General features: G+C 59.4%; 17 protein-coding genes. 11 read left to right on the top strand and 6 right to left on the bottom strand.

All coding sequences use genetic code 11. From position 1 onward, the window contains the following. Positions 1-124 precede the first annotated feature (124 nt). On the top strand, positions 125-1,237 hold the full coding sequence (locus tag AC2FLE_RS14665) for an S-(hydroxymethyl)glutathione dehydrogenase/class III alcohol dehydrogenase (RefSeq protein ID WP_496697919.1): 1,113 nt from the start codon (positions 125-127) through the stop codon (positions 1,235-1,237). 53 nt (positions 1,238-1,290) lie between these two features. Here the strand turns inward: AC2FLE_RS14665 and AC2FLE_RS14660 are convergent, their stop codons facing one another. Next, entirely contained in the window at positions 1,291-2,229 is a 939-nt protein-coding gene (locus AC2FLE_RS14660; protein WP_496690284.1) for a DMT family transporter, read from the bottom strand. Between the two features lie 112 nt (positions 2,230-2,341). Beyond that, positions 2,342-2,773: a group III truncated hemoglobin gene (locus AC2FLE_RS14655; protein ID WP_142638539.1), complete on the bottom strand. Its 432-nt coding sequence runs from the start codon at positions 2,771-2,773 to the stop codon at positions 2,342-2,344. Positions 2,774-2,938: 165 nt separating this feature from the next. Here AC2FLE_RS14655 and AC2FLE_RS14650 point away from each other — a divergent pair, with 165 nt between their 5' ends. Continuing rightward, the gene (locus tag AC2FLE_RS14650; RefSeq protein ID WP_496697916.1) at positions 2,939-3,406 is read left to right on the top strand and encodes a DUF1203 domain-containing protein; all 468 of its coding nucleotides are present in this window, start codon (positions 2,939-2,941) and stop codon (positions 3,404-3,406) included. Here AC2FLE_RS14650 and AC2FLE_RS14645 read toward each other — a convergent pair. Further along, the gene (locus tag AC2FLE_RS14645; protein ID WP_496697978.1) at positions 3,403-4,395 is read right to left on the bottom strand and encodes an ABC transporter ATP-binding protein; all 993 of its coding nucleotides are present in this window, start codon (positions 4,393-4,395) and stop codon (positions 3,403-3,405) included. The two genes, AC2FLE_RS14650 and AC2FLE_RS14645, sit on opposite strands and share 4 nt — an antisense overlap. Positions 4,396-4,482: 87 nt before the next feature. Between AC2FLE_RS14645 and AC2FLE_RS14640 the strand changes: the two genes are divergently transcribed. From AC2FLE_RS14640 to polA, 3 genes are all read left to right on the top strand, one after another. Further along, complete coding sequence (locus tag AC2FLE_RS14640; protein ID WP_142638543.1) at positions 4,483-4,662, top strand: zinc-finger domain-containing protein; 180 nt, start codon at positions 4,483-4,485, stop codon at positions 4,660-4,662. A gap of 411 nt (positions 4,663-5,073) precedes the next feature. Then, complete coding sequence (locus AC2FLE_RS14635; protein WP_281973333.1) at positions 5,074-5,541, top strand: hypothetical protein; 468 nt, start codon at positions 5,074-5,076, stop codon at positions 5,539-5,541. A gap of 70 nt (positions 5,542-5,611) precedes the next feature. Next, positions 5,612-8,410: a DNA polymerase I gene (polA, locus tag AC2FLE_RS14630; protein WP_496697913.1), complete on the top strand. Its 2,799-nt coding sequence runs from the start codon at positions 5,612-5,614 to the stop codon at positions 8,408-8,410. 42 nt (positions 8,411-8,452) lie between these two features. Here the strand turns inward: polA and AC2FLE_RS14625 are convergent, their stop codons facing one another. Then, complete coding sequence (locus AC2FLE_RS14625) at positions 8,453-8,683, bottom strand: DUF2798 domain-containing protein (RefSeq protein WP_496697912.1); 231 nt, start codon at positions 8,681-8,683, stop codon at positions 8,453-8,455. Positions 8,684-8,754: 71 nt separating this feature from the next. After that, the gene (locus AC2FLE_RS14620) at positions 8,755-9,510 is read right to left on the bottom strand and encodes a hydroxypyruvate isomerase family protein (protein WP_496697910.1); all 756 of its coding nucleotides are present in this window, start codon (positions 9,508-9,510) and stop codon (positions 8,755-8,757) included. A gap of 178 nt (positions 9,511-9,688) precedes the next feature. Between AC2FLE_RS14620 and AC2FLE_RS14615 the strand changes: the two genes are divergently transcribed. Next, positions 9,689-10,633, top strand: a complete 945-nt coding sequence (locus AC2FLE_RS14615) for a DMT family transporter (RefSeq protein WP_496697908.1) — start codon at positions 9,689-9,691, stop codon at positions 10,631-10,633. On the opposite strand, the gene AC2FLE_RS14610 is transcribed toward AC2FLE_RS14615, so the two are convergent. Beyond that, positions 10,616-11,191, bottom strand: coding sequence for a DUF1285 domain-containing protein (locus tag AC2FLE_RS14610; protein ID WP_496697906.1), 576 nt, complete (start codon positions 11,189-11,191; stop codon positions 10,616-10,618). The genes AC2FLE_RS14615 and AC2FLE_RS14610 overlap by 18 nt on opposite strands. 64 nt (positions 11,192-11,255) lie before the next feature. Here AC2FLE_RS14610 and AC2FLE_RS14605 point away from each other — a divergent pair, with 64 nt between their 5' ends. The 5 genes from AC2FLE_RS14605 to AC2FLE_RS14585 all read left to right on the top strand — a co-directional run bounded on the left by AC2FLE_RS14605 (position 11,256) and on the right by AC2FLE_RS14585 (position 20,463). After that, a complete protein-coding gene (locus AC2FLE_RS14605; RefSeq protein ID WP_496697904.1) occupies positions 11,256-12,263 on the top strand; it encodes an AAA family ATPase in 1,008 nt (335 codons plus the stop codon). After that, a complete protein-coding gene (locus tag AC2FLE_RS14600; RefSeq protein WP_496697902.1) occupies positions 12,260-13,135 on the top strand; it encodes a DUF58 domain-containing protein in 876 nt (291 codons plus the stop codon). Before AC2FLE_RS14605 ends, AC2FLE_RS14600 begins: the two co-directional genes overlap by 4 nt. Next, positions 13,132-15,894 carry a DUF4159 domain-containing protein gene (locus AC2FLE_RS14595; RefSeq protein ID WP_496697900.1) on the top strand — a complete coding sequence of 921 codons (2,763 nt, stop codon included), beginning with the start codon at positions 13,132-13,134 and terminating at the stop codon, positions 15,892-15,894. The genes AC2FLE_RS14600 and AC2FLE_RS14595 overlap by 4 nt, the downstream gene beginning before the upstream one ends. Further along, the gene (locus AC2FLE_RS14590; RefSeq protein WP_496697898.1) at positions 15,891-17,933 is read left to right on the top strand and encodes a hypothetical protein; all 2,043 of its coding nucleotides are present in this window, start codon (positions 15,891-15,893) and stop codon (positions 17,931-17,933) included. The genes AC2FLE_RS14595 and AC2FLE_RS14590 overlap by 4 nt, the downstream gene beginning before the upstream one ends. A gap of 313 nt (positions 17,934-18,246) precedes the next feature. Beyond that, entirely contained in the window at positions 18,247-20,463 is a 2,217-nt protein-coding gene (locus tag AC2FLE_RS14585) for a response regulator (protein ID WP_496697896.1), read from the top strand. Positions 20,464-20,471 lie beyond the last annotated feature (8 nt).

Here is a 20,471-nt window from a genome sequence, read left to right as displayed (position 1 = left end):
TCCTCTTTCTGGCAATGTCGTTTCTGTAATATCAAATATTTAGCATTGCTGCCATCAAAGCGCAGTTGAAAAAACCCTGCATTTAACGCAGGGTCAGGCCAAATTTGACTGGGAGAAGTACATCATGCGCACCCGTGCCGCCGTCGCCGTTCAGGCCGGCAAACCTTTGGAAGTGATGGATGTGAACCTCGAAGGCCCCAAGGCGGGCGAGGTTCTGGTCGAGATCAAGGCGACCGGCATTTGCCACACCGACGAATTCACCCTGTCGGGTGCAGACCCCGAAGGCCTGTTCCCCGCCATTCTGGGCCATGAAGGCGCAGGTGTGGTGGTCGATGTCGGCCCGGGCGTGACCAGCCTGAAGCCGGGCGATCACGTGATCCCGCTTTACACCCCTGAGTGTCGCGAATGTGAATACTGCCTGCATCCCAAAACCAACCTGTGTCAGGCGATCCGTTCGACGCAGGGCCAAGGGTTGATGCCCGATGGCACCTCGCGGTTCTCGACGCTGGATGGTGATCCGATCCTGCATTACATGGGCTGCTCGACCTTTGCCAACCACACGGTCCTGCCGGAAATCGCGCTTGCCAAAGTGCGCCCGGACGCGCCTTTCGACAAGATCTGCTACATCGGCTGTGGCGTCACCACCGGCATCGGCGCCGTGATCAACACCGCCAAGGTCGAGATCGGCAGCCGCGCCATCGTATTCGGTCTGGGTGGCATCGGTCTGAACGTCATTCAAGGTCTACGATTGGCAGGGGCCGACCAGATCGTCGGCGTCGACCTGAACCCCTCCAAGGTGGAAATGGCCACCCGGTTCGGTATGACCGATTTCGTCAACCCGGCTGAGGTTGAAGGCGATCTGGTGCCCTATCTGGTCAACCTGACCAAAGGCGGCGCGGATTACACCTTTGACGCCACCGGCAATGTTGGCGTGATGCGCACGGCGCTGGAATCTGCACATAAGGGCTGGGGCGAGTCGATCATAATCGGCGTGGCACCTGCAGGGGCCGAGATCTCGACCCGCCCGTTCCAGCTGGTCACTGGTCGTTCCTGGCGCGGTACTGCCTTTGGCGGCGCCCGTGGCCGCACGGATGTGCCCAAGATCGTCGATTGGTACATGGAAGGTAAGATCGAGATCGACCCGATGATCACCCACACCATGGGCCTGGACGACATCAACCATGGGTTCGACCTGATGCATAAGGGCGAAAGCATCCGCTCGGTTGTGGTTTACTAAGGCTCTAATCCAGACGGAAAAGTTGTTACGGCGCGCTCCTGGCGCGCCGTTTGTCATTCCCCTGGTCGCGTCGCCCCTGTATCCGAACGCGGTGAGCGAACCCGCAGAACCGGGGTGTTGGCTGAGGTAGTGTTCGACCGGCTCTCGCGCCAGACGACGAAGACACCAGATGCGATGATGATGCTGGCGCCGACGGCAACCCAGCCGTCTGGCTTTTCGCCGAAAAACGCCATGCCAAAGATCGTGGCCCAGATGATCTGGCTGTATTGGCTGGGGGCGATGACCCCCGCTGGCGCGGCACGATAAGCCAGAATAATCAGGTGTTGGGCAATGACAGAAAACACTCCGACCAGTGCCATCATGGCCAGATGCAACAGGGACGGAGGTTGATAAACGGCCGGTTGCGCGATGCTCATGACCACTATGGCCAGCAGCATCGGATAAAGGATCAGAACGGCCGAGCGTTCCTCATTGCCGATCTTACGGACCAGAACTGACGCGAAAGCGCTGCAGAACGCGGCCGTCAGCGCCGCCAGATGGCCTAGCGTGATGTCCGTGGTACCCGGACGCAGAACGATCAACACGCCGATCAGGCCCACGCCAACCGCGGCCCAACGCTGGGCGCGAACCACCTCGCCCAATATGGGGATCGACAGGACCGTGACGATCAGCGGGAAAGAGAACAGGAGTGAATATACCTCGGCCAAAGGCAGGACCGAAAAGGAATAAAATGCGCAGGACATGCCTGTGACCATCAACCCCGACCGCAGCAGGACCAGCCAGGGATGGTGCGGAAGGAAGTTGCCGGTAGAGCGGTCTGTCAGGATTGTCACGGCCATCGGCACAAAGGAAAACAGCGTGGCAAAAAAGATGATTTGCATCACCGAATAGGTTCCGCCCAGCACCTTGATCAGAGCATCGTGGCTGGCGAAGACAGCAAAGCCCAGAAACGCATAGCCAAGGCCCCTGAGGGTGGTGTTTTGAGTGCTCATGGGTTTGACCTTGGGCAGCGGAATGGTGGGTTCATCCGTTGCATAAACCCATTTTTCAGAGTCTGATAGCCTTTATTTTACCGCTAACATGACTACCGGCCATGATCTGAGATCATCGCAGGATCGGTGGCGCGTCCTTTGGCTGGCGCGCGGATTGTACACCCACTTTCATCCCTACGCCGATGCGCCGGGCCAGCGCCACCCAGGGCAGCGCGGTTTCTGCGGGCAGGGTGCTATGGGCCACCTCCTCGAACAGGTCCAGCCAATGATCGAACAATTCGGGCCTGATATCAGGCCTTTCGATGTGAATACGCTGCGGATTTCCGTCATAACAACGCTCATGCAGAATGGCGTTGCGCCAGAACGCGGCGATCTTGTTCTCGTGCGGGGGCCAGTCGCTGACATGGTTTGCAAAGACCGGCGCCAGTGCCTCGTCCTGCCGGACGCGGGCGTAGAATGCGCTCACCTGCGACATGATCTGTTCAGCGGTGGCGGGAAACCTCGGAGGAATTCCTGGGCGGGCAGGAGAGGTAGGTTTGGACATGGGCGTTCCGAAACTGAATTGCGTCCCGTTCAGATCGGATTGTAGCCCGTGCTGTCAAGCCACGGCGCGTATATGTCGCGCTGTCTCAAAGAAGCGTTTGCGCAGGAAACGGGTCGGTTCCCCTCGCCGGGTCAGGCATCTTTTGTACAAAGAAGGAGACCTAACATGCACAAAATATCCGCCCTCCCCACTGCGCAGGTGCAGGCCTATCGCCAAGGTGCGCCTGATGGTTATGGCAACCCGCCCGAACGGGCGATATCGAACGGGGAAGGAAACCCCTGCCGTCATTGCCTGACCTATATTCCCAAGGGAAAGGAAATGCTGGTGCTGGCCCACCGGCCCTTTCCAGCGACACAACCTTTTGCTGAAACCGGGCCGATTTACCTTTGTGTAGAGCCTTGTCAGCGCTATGAGGATCTCACCAACCTGCCCGAGGCGCTGACCGCCTCACCCACTTATCTGATTAAAGGGTACGGATCGGACGACAGGATTGTTTACGGCACCGGGATCATTACGCCGCAGGCGGAATTGCAAAACGTTGCCGGGGATATCTTTGCCCGCGCGGATGTCGCCTATATCCACATCAGATCCGCGTCGAATAACTGCTATCACGCGCGGATCGACCGCGCCTAAAGCTTAACCCGGTGCAATCCCCGGCGCGGCTGATCAAGATCAGCTGCCGGGACATCGCCCGCCCGGGTCGAGGTCAGGGCCAGGAACACATCCTCAAGATCCGCTTCTTCGGTGCGAACGTCCCGGATACGGATGCCCACGGCCCTGACGGATTCCAGAACCTGTTCGGCACTGGTCTGGGCACTGCGATAGCGCAGCACCAAGCTGCCATCGTCGCGCAGTGTGGCCTCGACTCCCTCGGTCGCAGGCAGTTCAGTGACGGGGCCATCCGGAATAATTACCATCGTCCGGCCATCCATGCGGCTCAGCAGGTCTGCCGTGCTGTCCTGTGCGATCTTTTCGCCATGATTGATGATGGCGATCTGGTCGCACATCTCCTGTGCTTCTTCCAGGTAATGCGTCGTCAGGATGATGGTCATGCCCTGCTGGTTCAGCTTGCGCACGTTGGCCCAGAGCATTTGGCGCAGCTCGATATCCACGCCCGCTGTGGGTTCGTCCAGAACCAGCACTTTGGGGTTATGCACCAAAGCCTTGGCCAACAGCAACCGGCGCCGCATCCCGCCGGACAGGGTGCGGGCATAGGCCTCGGCCTTGTCGCTGAGGCCAGCCAGTTCGAGGATTTCATCACTGCGCCGCTGCGCCTTTGGTACACCATATAGGCCAGCTTGAACCTCCAAAGCACCGCGCGGGGTAAAGAAAGGGTCCAGGTTCAGCTCTTGCGGCATAACGCCGATGGCAGCGCGAGATTGGCGCGGGTTGCGGTCTTGGTCATGACCCCAGATCGACACATGGCCTGCAGATTTAACCACCAGCCCGGCCAGAATGTTGATCAGGGTCGATTTCCCGGCCCCGTTCGGCCCGAGCAATCCAAAGACTGAACCACGCGGGATTGTCAGGTCGATACCCTTCAGCGCCTGCTTTTCAGGCTGGCCCTTGCTGCCGCGATAGGTCTTGCGCAGCCCTTCGATCCTGATTGCCGCATTGTCCATGTGGCTCTTGCCCCCGGTTTGCTCATCGCTCATAAACGCACCTAATGCATGCCCGCGAGGCCGACAACCAGTGAAGGATCGCCAGCCGTGACAATCGAAGCGCCGGAAACCAAGATCGTCGAAACCTCTCGTGTCGCCTGTGATGGCGGCGAAGGTGCATTGGGCCACCCACGTGTTTGGTTACAGATCCCCGAAGACACCGGCTGGGTCGAGTGCCCCTATTGCGACTGCAAATTTGTCTTAAAAGGGCACGAGGCCAGCGCCTGAATGTGCAAAGCCGCGGGTAGGTTTTACCTCTGCCTAATCATTGGAGCTGTTGGCTATTTTCTGGCCGCCGCTATCGGAATGCTTCTAACCGGATCGGGAAATCGGGCGCAGGGCGATGATACGATCGAAATCGCCTGGTCAGCGGGCCGATCTACAGGCCTCCTGGCTGCCGGGTTTTTCCAACCACAATCAGTTTTAAGGCCAGAGGGCGTTTCAACGCGCTGCGAACCTGCCATGTCTGGGCCGGTGAGGTGCTGTGGGCTGCGAATGAAGACTTCGGCACTTGGGTTCCATTGCCTTACTCGATCACTTTGTCCCGCTTGATAAACCAATCAGGCAAGGTCTAACCTGCCCAACTAATGTCGTGTTCTGACGATAGCTTTGCGCCGGCTCAATGGAGGAAGTGTGTTGATGGACGCCAGTATCCAAAATACCAACCAACCGGTCTTCGGATGGATTGGTTTTAGTGTTTCCGCGATGGCCCTGTTGGGCGCCCTGTTCCTGTTCTGGGCCGGGCCATTCGCACCGCAACAATCGACTGGCGTGTCTTTGGGAGAGCTTGCAGCCGAGCTTGGAAAATCCACCCTGCGCTCGGCCGCCGGGCTGGACCAACCCGAGCCGGTGGCCCGGGTCCGTGATCTGGACGACTTTCTGCAGATCGGCGTAGCCCTTTTGGGAGGATTGGCCGTCATCCTGTCGGCCATAGGCATTCTGCGCCACGAAAAACTGCGCCCGGCCATTGCGGGTATCGCAATCGGCATCGGCGCAATCCTGTTTCAGTTCTTTGCTTTTGCGTTTTTCGCTTTCCTCGGTGTGCTGGTCATCATGGCGCTGCTCAACAGCTTTTCGGATGTATTTGGCGGCCTGTTCGGCGGATAGTTCACCTTCTGTACTGGTCACCCGTGCGCCCCTGTGGCAGAACCATCCCTGACCGACAGGGAGCGCGCGCATGAGCAATTTCGGAAAAGGGTGTCACCTTCATCTTATTGACGGATCGGCCTTTATCTTCAGGGCCTATCACGCGCTGCCGCCGCTGACGCGGAAGTCCGATGGGTTGCCGATTGGGGCCGTGTCTGGGTTCTGTAACATGCTGCAGAAATATGTCGAGGGGAACACTGGGCCAGACGCGCCGACCCATGTGGCGGTGATCTTTGACAAGGGCTCTCATACGTTCCGCAACGATATGTATGACCTTTACAAGGCCAATCGCGAGGCCATGCCCGAGGATCTGCGCCCTCAGATGCCGCTGACCCGCGAGGCGACCCGCGCCTTCAATATCGCCTGCAAAGAGCTTGAGGGCTATGAGGCCGACGACATCATTGCCACCCTTGCCATACAGGCGCGTGAGGCCGGTGGTCGCGTCACGATCGTCAGTTCCGACAAGGACCTGATGCAGCTGGTCGGCGATGGGGTCGAAATGCTGGATGCGATGAAGAACAAGCGCATCGACCGCGATGGTGTGTTCGAGAAATTCGGCGTCGGGCCGGAACGTGTGGTGGACGTGCAGGCGCTGGCCGGGGACAGCGTGGACAATGTGCCGGGGGCCCCGGGCATTGGGATCAAGACGGCGGCGCTTTTGATCAATGAATTTGGGGATCTGGAAACCCTGCTGGACCGCGCCGAAGAGATCAAACAACCCAAACGCCGCCAGACCCTGATCGACAAACGCGACCAGATTGAGCTGTCGAAAAGACTGGTGCAGTTGGATGAGAACACGCCGCTGGATTTCACCTTAGACGATCTTGAGGTGCAAGACCCTGAACCGGACACTCTGCTGGGCTTTCTGGCTGAGATGGAGTTCCGCACCCTCACCAAGCGCATAGCGGACAAGCTGGGGGCCGAGGCACCGGTGATTGCAGACGCGCCTGCGCCCGTTGCAGATGTGGCCGAGGCTGAAGACATTCCATTCGACGCGTCGAAGTATGAATGCGTCCGCGACGCGGGGGCTTTGCAGAAATGGATAGACCAGGCCTATGAGCGTGGCTGGGTTGCAGTGGACACCGAGACCACCGGGCTGAACGAGATGATCGCAGATTTGGTTGGCATTTCGCTCTGCATCGAGGCGGGCGAGGCCTGCTATATCCCATTGATCCATCGTCAAAGCGCCACCGACGATCTGTTCGGCTCGGACGCGCTGGCCGAGGGGCAAATGCCGATTGAACAGGCTCTAACACTGATAAAACCGATGTTAGAGGACCCGTCGATCCTCAAGATCGGGCAAAACATGAAATACGATGCCAAGATTTTTGCCCGCTATGGTGTGGATGTGGCGCCGATTGATGACACGATGTTGATGTCCTATGCGATGCATGGCGGCGAGCATGGGCATGGCATGGACACCCTGTCCGAGCGTTATCTGAACCACAAGCCGATTCCGATCAAACCGCTGCTGGGATCCGGCAAATCCGCGATCACCTTCGACAAGGTTCCGATTGACGAGGCCACGGCCTATGCCGCCGAGGACGCCGATATCACCCTGCGGCTGTGGAAACTGTTCAAACCTCAGCTGCATCAGGTTCAGGTAACGACCGTCTATGAAACGCTGGAGCGCCCTCTGGTGCCGGTCCTGGCCGAAATGGAGATGCATGGCATCAAGGTTGACCGCGATGTCCTCAGCCGCATGTCCAACGCGTTTGCCCAGAAAATGGCCGGGTTAGAGGCTGAAATCCACGAATTGGCTGGTGAAAGCTTCAATGTCGGCTCGCCCGCTCAGCTGGGCGAGATTCTGTTCGACAAGATGAGTCTGGAAGGCGGCAAGAAGGGCAAGACCGGTAAATATTCAACCGGGGCCGATATCCTTGAGGATCTGGCGACCGAGCATGAATTGCCGCGTCGGGTGCTGGATTGGCGGCAGCTATCGAAACTGAAATCGACCTATACGGACGCGCTGCAGACCCATATCAATCCCGATACGGGCCGGGTGCATACATCCTATTCGATCACCGGGGCGAACACGGGTCGTTTGGCCTCGACCGATCCGAACCTGCAGAACATCCCCGTGCGCACCGAGGAAGGTCGTCGCATCCGCGAGGCGTTCATTGCCGAACCGGGAAATGTGTTGGTCAGCCTGGATTATAGCCAGATCGAGCTGCGCATTCTGGCGCATATTGCCGATATTCCGGCCTTGAAGCAGGCGTTTACCGATGGGCTGGACATTCACGCCATGACTGCGTCGGAAATGTTCGAAGTGCCGCTGGATGAGATGACGCCGGATATTCGCCGTCAGGCCAAGGCGATCAACTTCGGTGTGATCTATGGCATCTCGGGTTTTGGTCTGGCGCGCAACCTGCGCATTCCACGGGCCGAGGCGCAGGGCTTCATCGACCGCTATTTCGAACGCTTCCCCGGCATTCGGACCTATATGGACGACACCGTCGCCTTTGCCAAAGAGAATGGCTATGTGCAGACCCTATTCGGGCGCAAAATCCATACGCCCGAAATCAATGCCAAGGGGCCGCATGCGGGATTTTCGCGTCGGGCGGCGATCAACGCTCCGATTCAAGGCACCGCGGCCGACGTGATCCGACGCGCCATGGTGCGGATGCCGGATGCGATCCATGGGTTGCCTGCGAAAATGTTGCTGCAAGTGCATGACGAATTGCTGTTCGAAGTATCCGAGGACGCCGTTGACCCGCTGATCGACGCGGCGCGCGACGTGATGGAGGAGGCCTCGGACCCAGCGGTGAAACTGGATGTGAAACTCAGCGTTGATGCGGGACAGGGCGCGAATTGGGCCGAGGCGCACTAGCGCCGCCGTTCATCAAGCCCTGCGGGCCCTCTTCGCGGCGGGTCAGCCCTGTGGTCTGACCATGCGGTTGACCATCCGTTGCACGCTGGGGCCCAGCAGTAGGATAACTGTGAACGCGATGGGCCAGGAGAAAACCCATGAGCCCATCCAGTCGCCCAGCGTCGTGGGACCGAAGCCGACGGCCTTGGCCGTGGCGATACCGGTGACGATGCAGGACATCATGCCTGACATGATCAGGCTGAACAGGGCGCGGGCATAGCGGGCAGGGATCATCCGGACATCCTTGGTGTGAGGTGGCAATGATCTGCGCCATTTTTCCGGGTAATACCAGTGCCAGCGGACAATCAAAGGTGCATCCAGCCGAGCGTCTCGGCGGTACGTTGGATCGATGGCTGATATTCAGCACTGACCCAGCCGGTGTAGCCGCTGTCATCAATCGCTCGGAACAGCTCCGCAAAATTCATCTCACCTCGACCGGGCTCTGAGCGATCCGGTGCCGCTCCGATCTGGGCATGCACGATGCGGGCTTGGAACTGCTGCCAGACCTGCAACGCGTTGCCATGGATCATCTGGGCGTGAAAACTGTCATATTGCAGGCCAACATTGGGCCGGTTCACACGATCCAAAACCTCGGCGGCCAGATCGTAAGAGTTCAGGAAATATTCAGGCTGTGACACCGGGTTGAGCGGTTCGATCGTGAACGGCTGTTGGGGCGCGTGGTCTGCGGCCCATTGCAGGTTTTGAACAAAGCAATCCATAGCATCCGCGCCCGAGGAATATCCGGACATGATGTGGATCTTTTCGGGCCGTAGCGCCTGAGCATAGCGTAGAACACGGCGGATGTCGGACTGGAACCGCGCCTCACCGCCCGGAACGGCGGCATATCCGGGAGTGCCGCCGGTGTAGTTGGGTGGCGGCGCGTTGATCAGCACCAGGTCGAGCCCATTAGCCAGCAGAGCACGGTGGGTTTCCTTGGTAGCCAGATCATAGGGAAACAGAACCTCAACAGCCTTGAACCCGGCCTGCGCGGCGGCCTGAAACCGGTCGAGATAGGGCAGTTCGGCAAAGAGCAATGAGATATTTGCAGCGAATTTGGGCATGGATGGCCTTTGCGTGTCTGTTCGCCGGACCATATCGGTCGGGTGATTTCAGCGAAAGGGACTGAAAACGACAGATTGTCGAAAATCGGCCAGATCACCCGGTTTAATTCAGTGACGTTCGGGACAATGCGGCGAATCATTTCTGGCGCCGCTTTGACCAGAGGTATGACCCATGGCAATGAGCCCTGACCCCGTGCGCGGGACCGCTATTTCTATGTCCGCCGACCGCAACTCCGCCTTGTCTGGCAACGGGTTGGCGGTTGCCTCGATGCTGGCATGGGCCGCAGGCTTTCCGGCGGCAGAGGTCTTGTTGCAAAGCTGGTCGCCAGTGGGCTTGCTGGCGGCACGTCTGGGTCTGGCGGTTCTGGTGCTGCTGCCGATCTGGCTGATGCTGGACGGTCCCAGTCGTATTCTAAGGGCCAGATGGGGATGGGCCATGATCGTCGGAGCGTTTGGCTTTGGCTGCCCGATGTTCCTGCTGATCCTGGCGCAAAAGCTGACCGATCCGGTAACCGTCGTCATCATCGCCTCTTGCGCGCCACTAATCGCAACCCTACTGGAGCTTAAGGCGGGCACACGTCGGCTGAGCTGGAATTTTGGCCTAGGCGTTCTGGTTTCAATTATCGGCGGGCTGATCGCCACCAGCGCCGTCGCCCCGGCGCAGCTGGGCCTTGGGGCCTTATGCGCGGTCGTGTCGGTCGTCTTTTTCAGCTGGGGCAGCATGACCACAGCGCGCGATTTCCCCGAACTCAGCCAGACCGGGCGCGCGACGATCACGTTGATCGGGGGCTTTGCCATGGCTGTGATCTTGTGCTTTGCCGCTGGCCTGATGGGCATGGAGGTGATCCCCGAGGTTGCCATTGACGGGCAGCAGATCGGGATGCTGGGGATCTATGCGCTGATTTCGCTGGGGCTGAGCCAGATCCTGTTCGTTGCTTCGGTTGGAAAGCTGGGCGTGGCGCTGGCCTCATTCCATATGAACATCGCGCCATTTTACGTGATGCTGATCATGATTGTGCTGGGAGATGAGTGGAATTCAACCCGCGCGCTGGGCGCGGGCATCGTGGCGGTCGCCGTTGTTCTGGCGCAGGATCGCAGGCCGCGCTCAGCCCAGATCGGCTGAGCGGATCAGCGGAAAGAACTGACCGCCCGACCACACCCCGAACCAGTCTTCATGATCGGTGCCGATCTCGACCAGCCGGTAAAAGCTTTTGCGGTCGATGCGCGCCTCAAGATTGGCGCGGATCAGAATATAGGGCGAGGGTTCCTGGGTCTTCGGATCAAACTCAACACGGATCGGGTGATCCGGTCCGGCCTTGGCCGTGTCACCCACATGGGTGCTGAAAGTCAAAATCTGCGCTGCGCCTGAGCCTGTGGCATCAAAGTCGACAGCGACGAACGGGACATCCTCGACCGTGATTCCCACCTTTTCGACCGGGGTCACCAGGTAATATTTGCCTTCTTCTTTCTTAAGAATTGAGGAAAAAAGCTTCACAAGCTCGAACCTGTCGATGGGCGAGCCTAAATAACTCCAAGAACCATCTTTTGCGATCCTTATGTCCAGATCGCCACAAAACGGGGGATTCCACAGGTGAACAGGGGGTAAATCCCGTGTTTTCGCGGCTTTGACTGATGCCGCAATGCCATCAGGAGAAGGTGTCACAGGGATTTGTCCGCTCATTACTTTTGCCATTTCCTTTTCGCGCGATACACTTCAACCATACTCGTCCACGGAAGGGAAAGTCATGAGCGAACCTGCCGACCTCGTATCCGAGATCGAAGCGCTGGAAACCAAACTGCAAGAGGCCAAGGCCTCGATCACCCGACGCTTTATCGGGCAAGAGCGGGTCGTGGACCTGACGCTGGCCGCGCTGTTATGCGGCGGGCACGCATTGCTGATCGGATTGCCAGGGCTGGGCAAGACCCGGCTGGTTGAGACTTTGTCGACCGTGATGGGCCTGCATGGCACCCGTATCCAGTTCACGCCGGATCTGATGCCGGCTGATATTCTGGGATCCGAGGTTCTGGATACGGCCGAGGATGGCAGTCGCCACTTCCGGTTCATTCCCGGCCCGATCTTCTGTGAATTGCTGATGGCGGATGAGATCAACCGCGCCAGCCCGCGCACACAGTCGGCCTTGCTGCAAGCGATGCAGGAACGCACCGTCACCGTTGCGGGCGAGGATCGTGCACTGGATGAGCCGTTTCACGTGCTGGCCACGCAGAACCCGATTGAACAAGAAGGCACCTATCCGCTGCCCGAGGCGCAGTTGGACCGCTTTTTGGTGCAGATTGACGTCGAATACCCGGATCGTCAGACCGAGCGGGATATCCTTCTGGCCACGACCGGTGTCGAAGAAGACGACGCTCATCAGATTTTCACCAAAGAGGAATTGCTGGCGGCGCAACTTCTGTTGCGCCGGATGCCGGTTGGCGAGTCTGTGGTCGAACTGATTCTGGATCTGGTCCGCGCATTCCGCCCCGGCGAAGCAGGCGTGTCCGATCGTGTGGCCGAAACCGTGGCCTGGGGCCCTGGCCCCCGCGCGGCGCAGGCGTTGATGATGACGGTGCGTGCCAACGCCATGTTGCAGGGGCGACTGGCCCCCAATGCCGAGGATGTACTTGAGATGGCCCGCCCGGTTCTCAGCCATCGTATGGCGCTGAACTTTGCGGCCCGGGCGCGTGGTGACAGCCTGGCTGATCTGATTGACTCGACCGCGCTTGGGCTGATCCGAACCGAGGCTGCGGCGTGAATGCCGGGCTGACCCTTCGTGAAAGATCCGAGGCTGAGGCATCTCGGTTGCCGCCCCTGTTGGCGCGGGCGGAACATCTGGCCGGAACCGTCCTGCTGGGTGACCATGGGCGTCGCCGATCCGGGATGGGCGATGATTTCTGGCAATACCGCCCGGCACAGGTTGGCGACAGCCGCCGGATGATCGACCACCGCCGCTCGGCCCGTGGCGATCAACAATTTGTGCGCGAACGCGAATGGCAGATTGCCCAATCGGTGATGCTGTGGGTGGATCAGGGCGCGTCGATGCGCTTTGCCTCGGACGCTGCGCTGCCCACCAAGGCGGATCGCGCGCGTTTGCTGGGGCTGGCAACTTCGATCTTGCTGGCGCGCGGTGGTGAGCGTGTGGGCCTGACGGGCACAACCCTGCCGCCCCGGCGCGGCAATGCCCAGATCATCCGTCTGGCGCAGGCCTGGTCCGAGGATGATCAGGCCGATTATGCCCCGCCCGAGCACCGCGCCATGATCCCCCATGCGCGGGCGGTGTTCATCTCTGATTTTCTTGGCCCGATGGAAGAGGTTGAACTGGCCCTGTCCAAAGCTGCGGATCGTGGCGTGCGCGGGGTGGTCCTGCAGGTGCTGGATCCCGGTGAAGAGAATTTCCCCTATCGCGGGCGCACCATTTTCGAAAGCGTGGGCGGCTCGGCCCGGCATGAAACGCTCAAGGCTTCTGATCTTCGTGACCGGTATCTTGCGCGCCTTGCCGAACGAAAGGATGCCTTGATGCGCTTGTGTCGGGTGACGGGATGGCAACTGGGGCTGCACCACACTGGCGACAGCGCACAGGCGGCTCTGTTATGGCTGTATCGCGCTTTGGACGGGGGCAGAGTATGACGGTTTTGGCTGGGATAGGCTTTACCGCTCCCTGGGTGTTGCTGGGACTGTTGACCCTGCCCATCCTGTGGCTGGTCCTGCGCGCTGTGCCGCCTGCGCCGATCCGGCGAATGTTTCCGGCCGTAACGCTGCTGCTGGGGCTGAAGGACGACGAGAGTGTTTCGGATCGGACACCATGGTGGCTGCTGCTGTTGCGAATGCTGGCGGCGGCGGCGATCATTATCGGTCTGGCCGGGCCGGTTTTGAATCCCTCGCGGGATCAGGTGGGTTCGGGGCCGCTGTTGTTGGTGCTGGATGCCAGCTGGGCAGGTGCAAGCGGCTGGCCATCGCTTCAGGACCAGCTTGATACGCAGCTGACCGAGGCCGGACGCGCCGGACGCACGGTGGCCTTGCTCAACTTGACGGAGCCAGAAGCCCCAGTCTTTCAGGCCGCCGAAGCGTGGCGGGGTCGGCTTCCGGGGGTGACTCCGATGCCCTGGCAACCAACTCAGCTGCAGATGGATCAGGTGCTCGATGTGCTGGATCAGCTTGATGGTGGTTTTGATACATATTGGTTCAGCGACGATCTGGAATTTGCGGGTCGGGAAACGGTTCTGGCTGCGTTGCAATCGCGCGGGGAAGTGACCGTGTACCAGTCAGGCTCGCCTGTTTATGCGATTCTGCCCGCCGCCTATCAGGATGGTGTCATTCAACTGACGGCCCAACGCGCCACTGCTGGTCCGGAAAACATCCTGACCATTTTGGCACAGGGGCGCGATCCGGCGGGCGCAATGCGGGTTCTGCAATCCGCCAATATCGTCTTTGTTGAAGGCGAAACGCTTGCTCAGGTGGAGTTGGCGCTGCCCTCGGAACTACGGGCCAGAATCACCCGGTTCGAGATTCAGGGCCAGCGGTCGGCGGGTGCCGTAACGCTGACCGATGACAGCCTGCGCAGGCGTGAGGTGGCCCTGCTTGCGGGCAGTTTGAACCGTGAAGGGTTAGAGCTGTTGTCGCCGCTGCATTATCTGACGCAGGTTTTGGTCCCGACAGCGGATTTTGTCGAGGGCGGCCTGATGGATGTGTTGCCCGCCAATCCGGATGTGATTGTTCTGGCGGATGTGGCGAAATTGGCCGAAGCGGAACAACTGGCGGTGACCGAATGGGTCGAACAGGGTGGGCTGCTGTTGCGCTTTGCCGGGCCGCGCATGGCCGCCAGCGATCTGGGGCGGGATGTCGAGGATACCTTGCTGCCGGTGCGCCTGCGCAGCGGTGGCCGTTCGGTCGGCGGCGCGATGAGCTGGGGTGAGGCCAAGGGTCTGGCCCCGTTCCCCGAAACCTCACCCTTCTACGGGCTGCGCGTGCCACCGGATGTTTCCGTGACCACACAGGTCATGGCGCAACCAGATCCTAATTTGGCCGATCGGGTGATTGCATCGCTCTCGGATGGCACGCCTCTGGTCACGCGCAAGGCCTTGGGGCTGGGGCAGGTGGTGCTGTTCCATGTCACCGCTGATGCCGAATGGTCCAGCCTCCCTCTGTCGGGCCTGTTTGTCGAGATGCTGGATCGGCTGGCCGTCGCCTCGGCTGCGAAATCCCGAGAGGAGTCGCAGTTGCAGGGCACGACCTGGGAACCGCTGCAGGTCATGGACGGATTTGGAGGCTTATCGGATGCAGATAATCTGGCAGGCGTCGATGGGGTTGATCTTGCCGCCGGCGCTATCGGGCCGGACCTGCGGCCGGGCCTGTATGAAAGCGGTAAGCAGAAGCTGGCACTGAATGTGCTGGACGCGGACTCGGTTCTGATGCCCGCTGTCTGGCCATCCGATGTGCCCATCAAAGGGCAGGAAATCAGCGCCGAAACGCCGATCGGGGGCATTTTGCTTAGCCTCGCGCTGATCTTGCTGACGGTGGACGTTATTGCGTCACTTCTGTTGTCGGGGCGACTTGGGCTGGCCCGGGACGCGGCGATGGCGCTGGGTGCGTTGCTGATTGCACCTGACCTTCAGGCACAGACGCCCGAGGAAACCGATTTTGCCCTGATGGCAACGCAAGAGCTGGTACTGGCTCATGTCATGACTGGAAGCGCGCAGGTTGACGATATCGCGGGCGCCGGGATGCGTGGCTTGGCGCAAACTTTGTTCTTCCGCACTTCGGTCGAACCGGCAGAGCCCATCGGCGTTGATCTGGAACGGGACGAGCTGGCGTTTTTCCCGCTGCTGTACTGGCCGATCACGCCGGAACAGCCGCAACCCTCGGACGAAGCCTATGCCAAGCTGAATGCCTATCTCCGCTCGGGCGGCATGATCCTGTTCGACACGCGCGACGCGGATGTGGCGCGTTTCGGTGCAGCCAGCCCCAATGGCCGCAAGCTGCAACAACTGGCCGCCCCGCTGAATATCCCTTCGTTAGAGCCTGTTCCGGATGACCATGTTCTGACGCGGGCCTTCTATTTGCTGCAGGATTTCCCGGGCCGATATGCCGGTACCGAGATTTGGGTCGAAGCCGCCCCGCCGGATGCGGAACAAATCGACGGCATGCCGTTCCGCAACCTAAACGACAATGTGACCCCGGTAGTGATCGGCGGGAATGACTGGGCCGGAGCCTGGGCCGTCGACCGAAACGGGCAGGCCCTGTTGCCGGTCGGGCGCGGATATGCCGGTGAGCGGCAGCGGGAATTGGCCAATCGGTTTGGCGTCAATCTGGTGATGCATGTGCTGACCGGGAATTACAAATCGGATCAGGTCCATGTGCCTGCGCTGCTGGACAGGTTGGGACAATGACCGGAACCGTTATCTTTGACCCTCTGATTCCGTGGCCCGTTCTGATGGTCGTTGCCGCGATTGCCATATCAGGCGTTGTTCTAGCCCTGTGGCGGGGCCTGTCTGGCTGGGCCTTGCGCGGGTTGGCCGCCCTGGTCGTGATCGCGGCCATGGCGGGGCCTGTCTATCAGATCGAAGATCGCACTCCGCTGACCGACATCGTGGTGATGATCGAGGATGAAAGCGCCAGCCAGACCCTGTCCGATCGCGCGGAACAGACCGCACAGGCCGCTGCCGAACTGGCGGCCGAGATCGACGCGCGCGACAATACCGAGCTGCGCCGGATCCGGGTGGGTGACAGCGATGGGGATGAGGGCACACAGGTCATGGCTGCGCTGAACAAAGTCCTGGCCGAGGAACCCCGTGCGCGCATTGCGGGGATCCTCGTGGTTTCGGATGGGATCGTGCATGACGTTGATCAGGCCCCTGACCTGCCTGCACCGATGCACTTGTTGCAGACTGGGCGGGCCAGCGACTGGGACCGCCGTCTGATCGTCCGCAATGCACCGGCTTTTGCCATTATCGGAGAGCCGGTCACGCTGACGTTGCGGGTTGAAGATAGCGGCGCAGTTCCTGTTGCGGCTGCGAATGCGCCCTTGGAAATTTCGGTTGATGGCAATGCGCCAGAGCATTTCACCATTCCAATCGGTGTCGATGTCGAGCTACCGGTCAAGCTGTCCCATGGCGGGCGGAATGTCATCCAGTTTACCGTACCCGGCGTCGAAGGAGAGTTGACCGACCGCAACAACACCGCACTGATTCAGATGAACGGTGTGCGCGACCGTCTGCGGGTGCTGCTGGTTTCGGGTGAACCGCATCCCGGTGGACGGACCTGGCGGAACCTTCTGAAATCCGACAGCTCTGTCGATCTGGTGCATTTCACGATCCTGCGACCGCCTGAAAAGCAGGATGGTGTGCCTGTGGACGAGTTGTCTTTGATCGCTTTTCCGACCCGCGAGCTGTTTCTGGAAAAGATCAACGATTTCGATCTGATCATCTTTGATCGCTATAAGCGGCGCGGTATTCTGCCTGCGGTCTATCTGGAGAATGTCACCAATTACATCAATGATGGTGGTGCGGTTCTGATTGCGGCTGGTCCTGATTTTGCCAGCGCCGACAGTATCTTCCGCTCGCCGCTGGCGCCGATTCTTCCGGCGCAGCCTACCGCACGGGTCATCGAAGAACGCTTTGTCCCCACAGTTACAGATATGGGGCACCGGCACCCGGTGACCACGGATTTGGGTGATTCCGAGCATTGGGGTGCATGGTTGCGCCAGGTTGATGTCCTGTTCCGATCAGGTGAAACGCTGATGACCGGCGTCGATGACCGGCCGCTGCTGGTGCTGGACCGGGTCGGAGAGGGGCGCGTGGCAATGCTGGCCTCTGACCACGCTTGGCTCTGGAGCCGTGGCTTCGACGGCGGTGGTCCGCAGCTTGAACTGCTGCGGCGATTGGCACATTGGATGATGAAAGAACCCGAGCTTGAGGAAGAGGCTCTGTGGGCCGAAGCAAATGGTCAAATCATGCGCGTCATCCGTCAAACCCTGGGGGATGACGTCGGAACAGTTACCATCACGCAGCCCAATGGCGAAAAACTTGAGGTGACGCTGAACGAAGTTTCTCCGGGGCGGTTCGAAGCTCAGATCTTCGGCCCCGAGATTGGCCTCTATCGTCTGCAAGAGGGTGAACATTCGGCGGTGATTGGGTTGGGCCCTGCGGCCCCCAAAGAATTTGAGCGTACGATTGCTACCGATCAGATCCTTGAGCCGGTTCTGGCCGAATTGCGCGGCGGTGTGATCCGGGTCGAGGACGGTTTGCCTTCGATCCGCAATGTCCGCGCTGGGCGGCCAGCATCGGGGCGCGGTTGGATCGGGCTGACCCCGCGCGATGCCTACCAGACCAGCTCTGTAACACAGGCTGGTGTTCTACCGCCCTGGCTGGTGCTTTTGCTGGCCGGTGGGTTCCTTCTGGCGGGTTGGCTGCGTGAAGGTCGGCGTTAGGTCATTCGACCACAACGCTGATTGTGGCCCCAACCGCCAGCATCAGTCTTGGTAAAGCACCGTTTGAACCGGCTTTGCTGCGTCAGGTTTGTCGTGTAATCCCACACAATTTCTTTGATCTGAGCGCCTGTAGCGCATTCAGATACCGCAGATTTTGCGTTGAGTAGGAAAAGGCAGGTACCGGCGAGGCAGGCAGTTTTGGACGTTTGCGGCCTCTGAGCCTGCATTTGGTCTGTTGCAACAGGCAACGACTTAAACACTTTTTCACGCTCTGTCGGGATGCTGTGGGCAGATTGTACCGGGATCACCTTTGATGAGTCTTGCAACCAAACTGGCACAGGAAAGACGCGCACGGCTTGCCGCTGAACGTCTGCTGGAGATGAAACAGGCCGAGCTATCAGCGGCCAACCGGAAATTGGGCCTGCACGCGATGGCTCTGACTAAACGCATTGGTGAAACGCGGGCCGAGGTTGAGACGGTGCGCGATGAAAATGAAAAAGTTAAATCGGACCTGACATTGGCCAATGCCAAGATCGAAGTGGCCGAACGGCGGCTATGGCATTCGATCCAGACCTTCCCGGACGGGTTTGCATTCTTCGACGAAGAGAGCCGGTTGATCGGGGCAAATGCCTCATATTTCAGCCTGTTTGAGGGGCTGGATGAAGTAGCGCCCGGCATCAGCTATGGCAGAATTCTGGAAACCCTCACGCAGGAGGGTCTGATTGATACCGTGGACGAGGCGCAGGATGATTGGCGCGCCAGGATGCTGGCCCGTTGGAAGTTGTCCAACCCGCCGTCAGAAATCGTCAAACTGTGGAACGGGCTCTATATCAAGCTGATTGATCAACGCGGTGGCGGTGGCGATGTGGTCAGCCTTGCGCTTGATATAACCGCCTCGGTCCGGCATCAGGCCGAACTGACCGCTGCGCGCGAACGGGCCGAGGCTGCAAACCGCGCGAAATCTGCATTCCTGGCCAATATGAGCCATGAAATCCGCACGCCCATGAACGGTATTGTCGGCATGACCGAGTTGATGACCGAAACCGCGCTGGATGAAGAACAACGGCTCTATCTCAACACGATCCGCAATTCCGGTGAAGCCTTGCTGGTGATCATCAACGATGTTCTGGATTACTCGAAGATTGAGGCGGATAAGCTGGTCCTGCACCCCGAACAGTTCGATTTCGAACGCTGTATCCTTGAGGTGGCGATGCTGCTGCAGCCCAGTGTTCGTGACAAGGGTTTAAGCCTTTTAGTCGACTATGACCTGTTTTTGCCAACCCTGTTCGTGGGCGATCCGGGCCGGGTGCGTCAGGTCTTGACCAATCTGGTTGGCAACGCGGTCAAGTTCACGGCGGAAGGGCATGTCTTGATCCGCGTCACGGGGGTCCCCCGCGCGGAGGCCCAGGCCTGTGATATTCATGTTGCCATAGAAGATACGGGTATCGGTATCGCCGAGGATAAAGCGGCGCATATCTTTGGTGAATTCAATCAGGTCGAGGATGAACAAAACCGACAGTTTGAAGGGACCGGGTTGGGTCTGGCCATCACCAAACGACTGATCAAATTGATGGACGGTGCCATCTGGGTCGAAAGCGAGCCGGGCCAGGGGTCTTGTTTTGGATTTCGGATAACGCTGCCGACGGTCGAAGGTCCGCAACCCGCCCCCCCGAATCTGGAAGGATGTCTGCGCCATGTGGTCGTGGTTGAAGGTCTGGCTGTCAATCGAGCGATCCTGTCAAAGCAACTTGGTCGCCTAGGTGCCAAGGTTACCGAATGTACCACCGGAACCGAGGCGCTGGCTACGCTTGATGACACGGTAGATCTGGTGCTGTGCGATCACGATCTGCCGGACATGGATGGGCTGGATTTGGCGGCCACGATAAAGGGTCGGGGGTGGACGGATACCTCTGTCGTGGTCATGTCGGCCAATCCCGGCGTGATTCATGCTCATCCGGCCTGCGAGCTTATTGACGGAGTGTTGCAAAAGCCGATCCCTCGTTCAGAATTATATGCACGTCTGACCGCTCTGGGACGATCAGCGAATTCGATATCGAATGGTTCCGACACGCAAAACCCAACGGTTGCGCAGGTCAGACCGATTGCCGAGGATCAAAGGCTCATGCGGGTTCTGGCTGCTGAGGACAATAAGACCAACCAGCTGATCCTGCGCAAGATGGTCAAGGATCTGAACATTGATCTTCGCTTTGCGGGCAACGGGCTTGAGGCGGTCGCCGCCCATCTGGAATTCGACCCGGATTTGATATTCATGGATATCTCGATGCCCGGAATGGATGGTAAACAGGCCACAGGTGAAATCCGCCGCCGCGAGGTTGAAACCAATCAGCACGTCCCGATCGTAGCCCTGACCGCACATGCAATGAGCGGAGATGACCAGGGTATTTTATCGGCTGGATTGGACTACTACCTGACCAAACCGCTGCAAAAACAGAAAATCCACCAGATGATCCTTGACCATCGGCCAGACGGGACGCAACCGGTTCTTGATGACGAAACCCGAGCGATCTAGGCTGCCGA

The organism is Ruegeria sp. CDSA077 (assembly GCF_059612265.1).
Note: the sequence above shows the minus strand (reverse complement) of the source record. Positions and strands in the feature narration are given on the sequence as shown.

Bases quoted from the DNA above. Each gene is read 5' to 3' on its own strand.
- AC2FLE_RS14665 (WP_496697919.1), top strand. From the start codon at position 125: ATGCGCACCCGTGCCGCCGTCGCCGTTCAGGCCGGCAAACCTTTGGAA.
- AC2FLE_RS14660 (WP_496690284.1), bottom strand. From the start codon at position 2,229: ATGAGCACTCAAAACACCACCCTCAGGGGCCTTGGCTATGCGTTTCTG.
- AC2FLE_RS14655 (WP_142638539.1), bottom strand. From the start codon at position 2,773: ATGTCCAAACCTACCTCTCCTGCCCGCCCAGGAATTCCTCCGAGGTTT.
- AC2FLE_RS14650 (WP_496697916.1), top strand. From the start codon at position 2,939: ATGCACAAAATATCCGCCCTCCCCACTGCGCAGGTGCAGGCCTATCGC.
- AC2FLE_RS14645 (WP_496697978.1), bottom strand. From the start codon at position 4,395: ATGGACAATGCGGCAATCAGGATCGAAGGGCTGCGCAAGACCTATCGC.
- AC2FLE_RS14635 (WP_281973333.1), top strand. From the start codon at position 5,074: ATGGACGCCAGTATCCAAAATACCAACCAACCGGTCTTCGGATGGATT.
- polA (WP_496697913.1), top strand. From the start codon at position 5,612: ATGAGCAATTTCGGAAAAGGGTGTCACCTTCATCTTATTGACGGATCG.
- AC2FLE_RS14625 (WP_496697912.1), bottom strand. From the start codon at position 8,683: ATGATCCCTGCCCGCTATGCCCGCGCCCTGTTCAGCCTGATCATGTCA.
- AC2FLE_RS14620 (WP_496697910.1), bottom strand. From the start codon at position 9,510: ATGCCCAAATTCGCTGCAAATATCTCATTGCTCTTTGCCGAACTGCCC.
- AC2FLE_RS14615 (WP_496697908.1), top strand. From the start codon at position 9,689: ATGAGCCCTGACCCCGTGCGCGGGACCGCTATTTCTATGTCCGCCGAC.
- AC2FLE_RS14610 (WP_496697906.1), bottom strand. From the start codon at position 11,191: ATGAGCGGACAAATCCCTGTGACACCTTCTCCTGATGGCATTGCGGCA.
- AC2FLE_RS14605 (WP_496697904.1), top strand. From the start codon at position 11,256: ATGAGCGAACCTGCCGACCTCGTATCCGAGATCGAAGCGCTGGAAACC.
- AC2FLE_RS14595 (WP_496697900.1), top strand. From the start codon at position 13,132: ATGACGGTTTTGGCTGGGATAGGCTTTACCGCTCCCTGGGTGTTGCTG.
- AC2FLE_RS14590 (WP_496697898.1), top strand. From the start codon at position 15,891: ATGACCGGAACCGTTATCTTTGACCCTCTGATTCCGTGGCCCGTTCTG.
- AC2FLE_RS14585 (WP_496697896.1), top strand. From the start codon at position 18,247: ATGAGTCTTGCAACCAAACTGGCACAGGAAAGACGCGCACGGCTTGCC.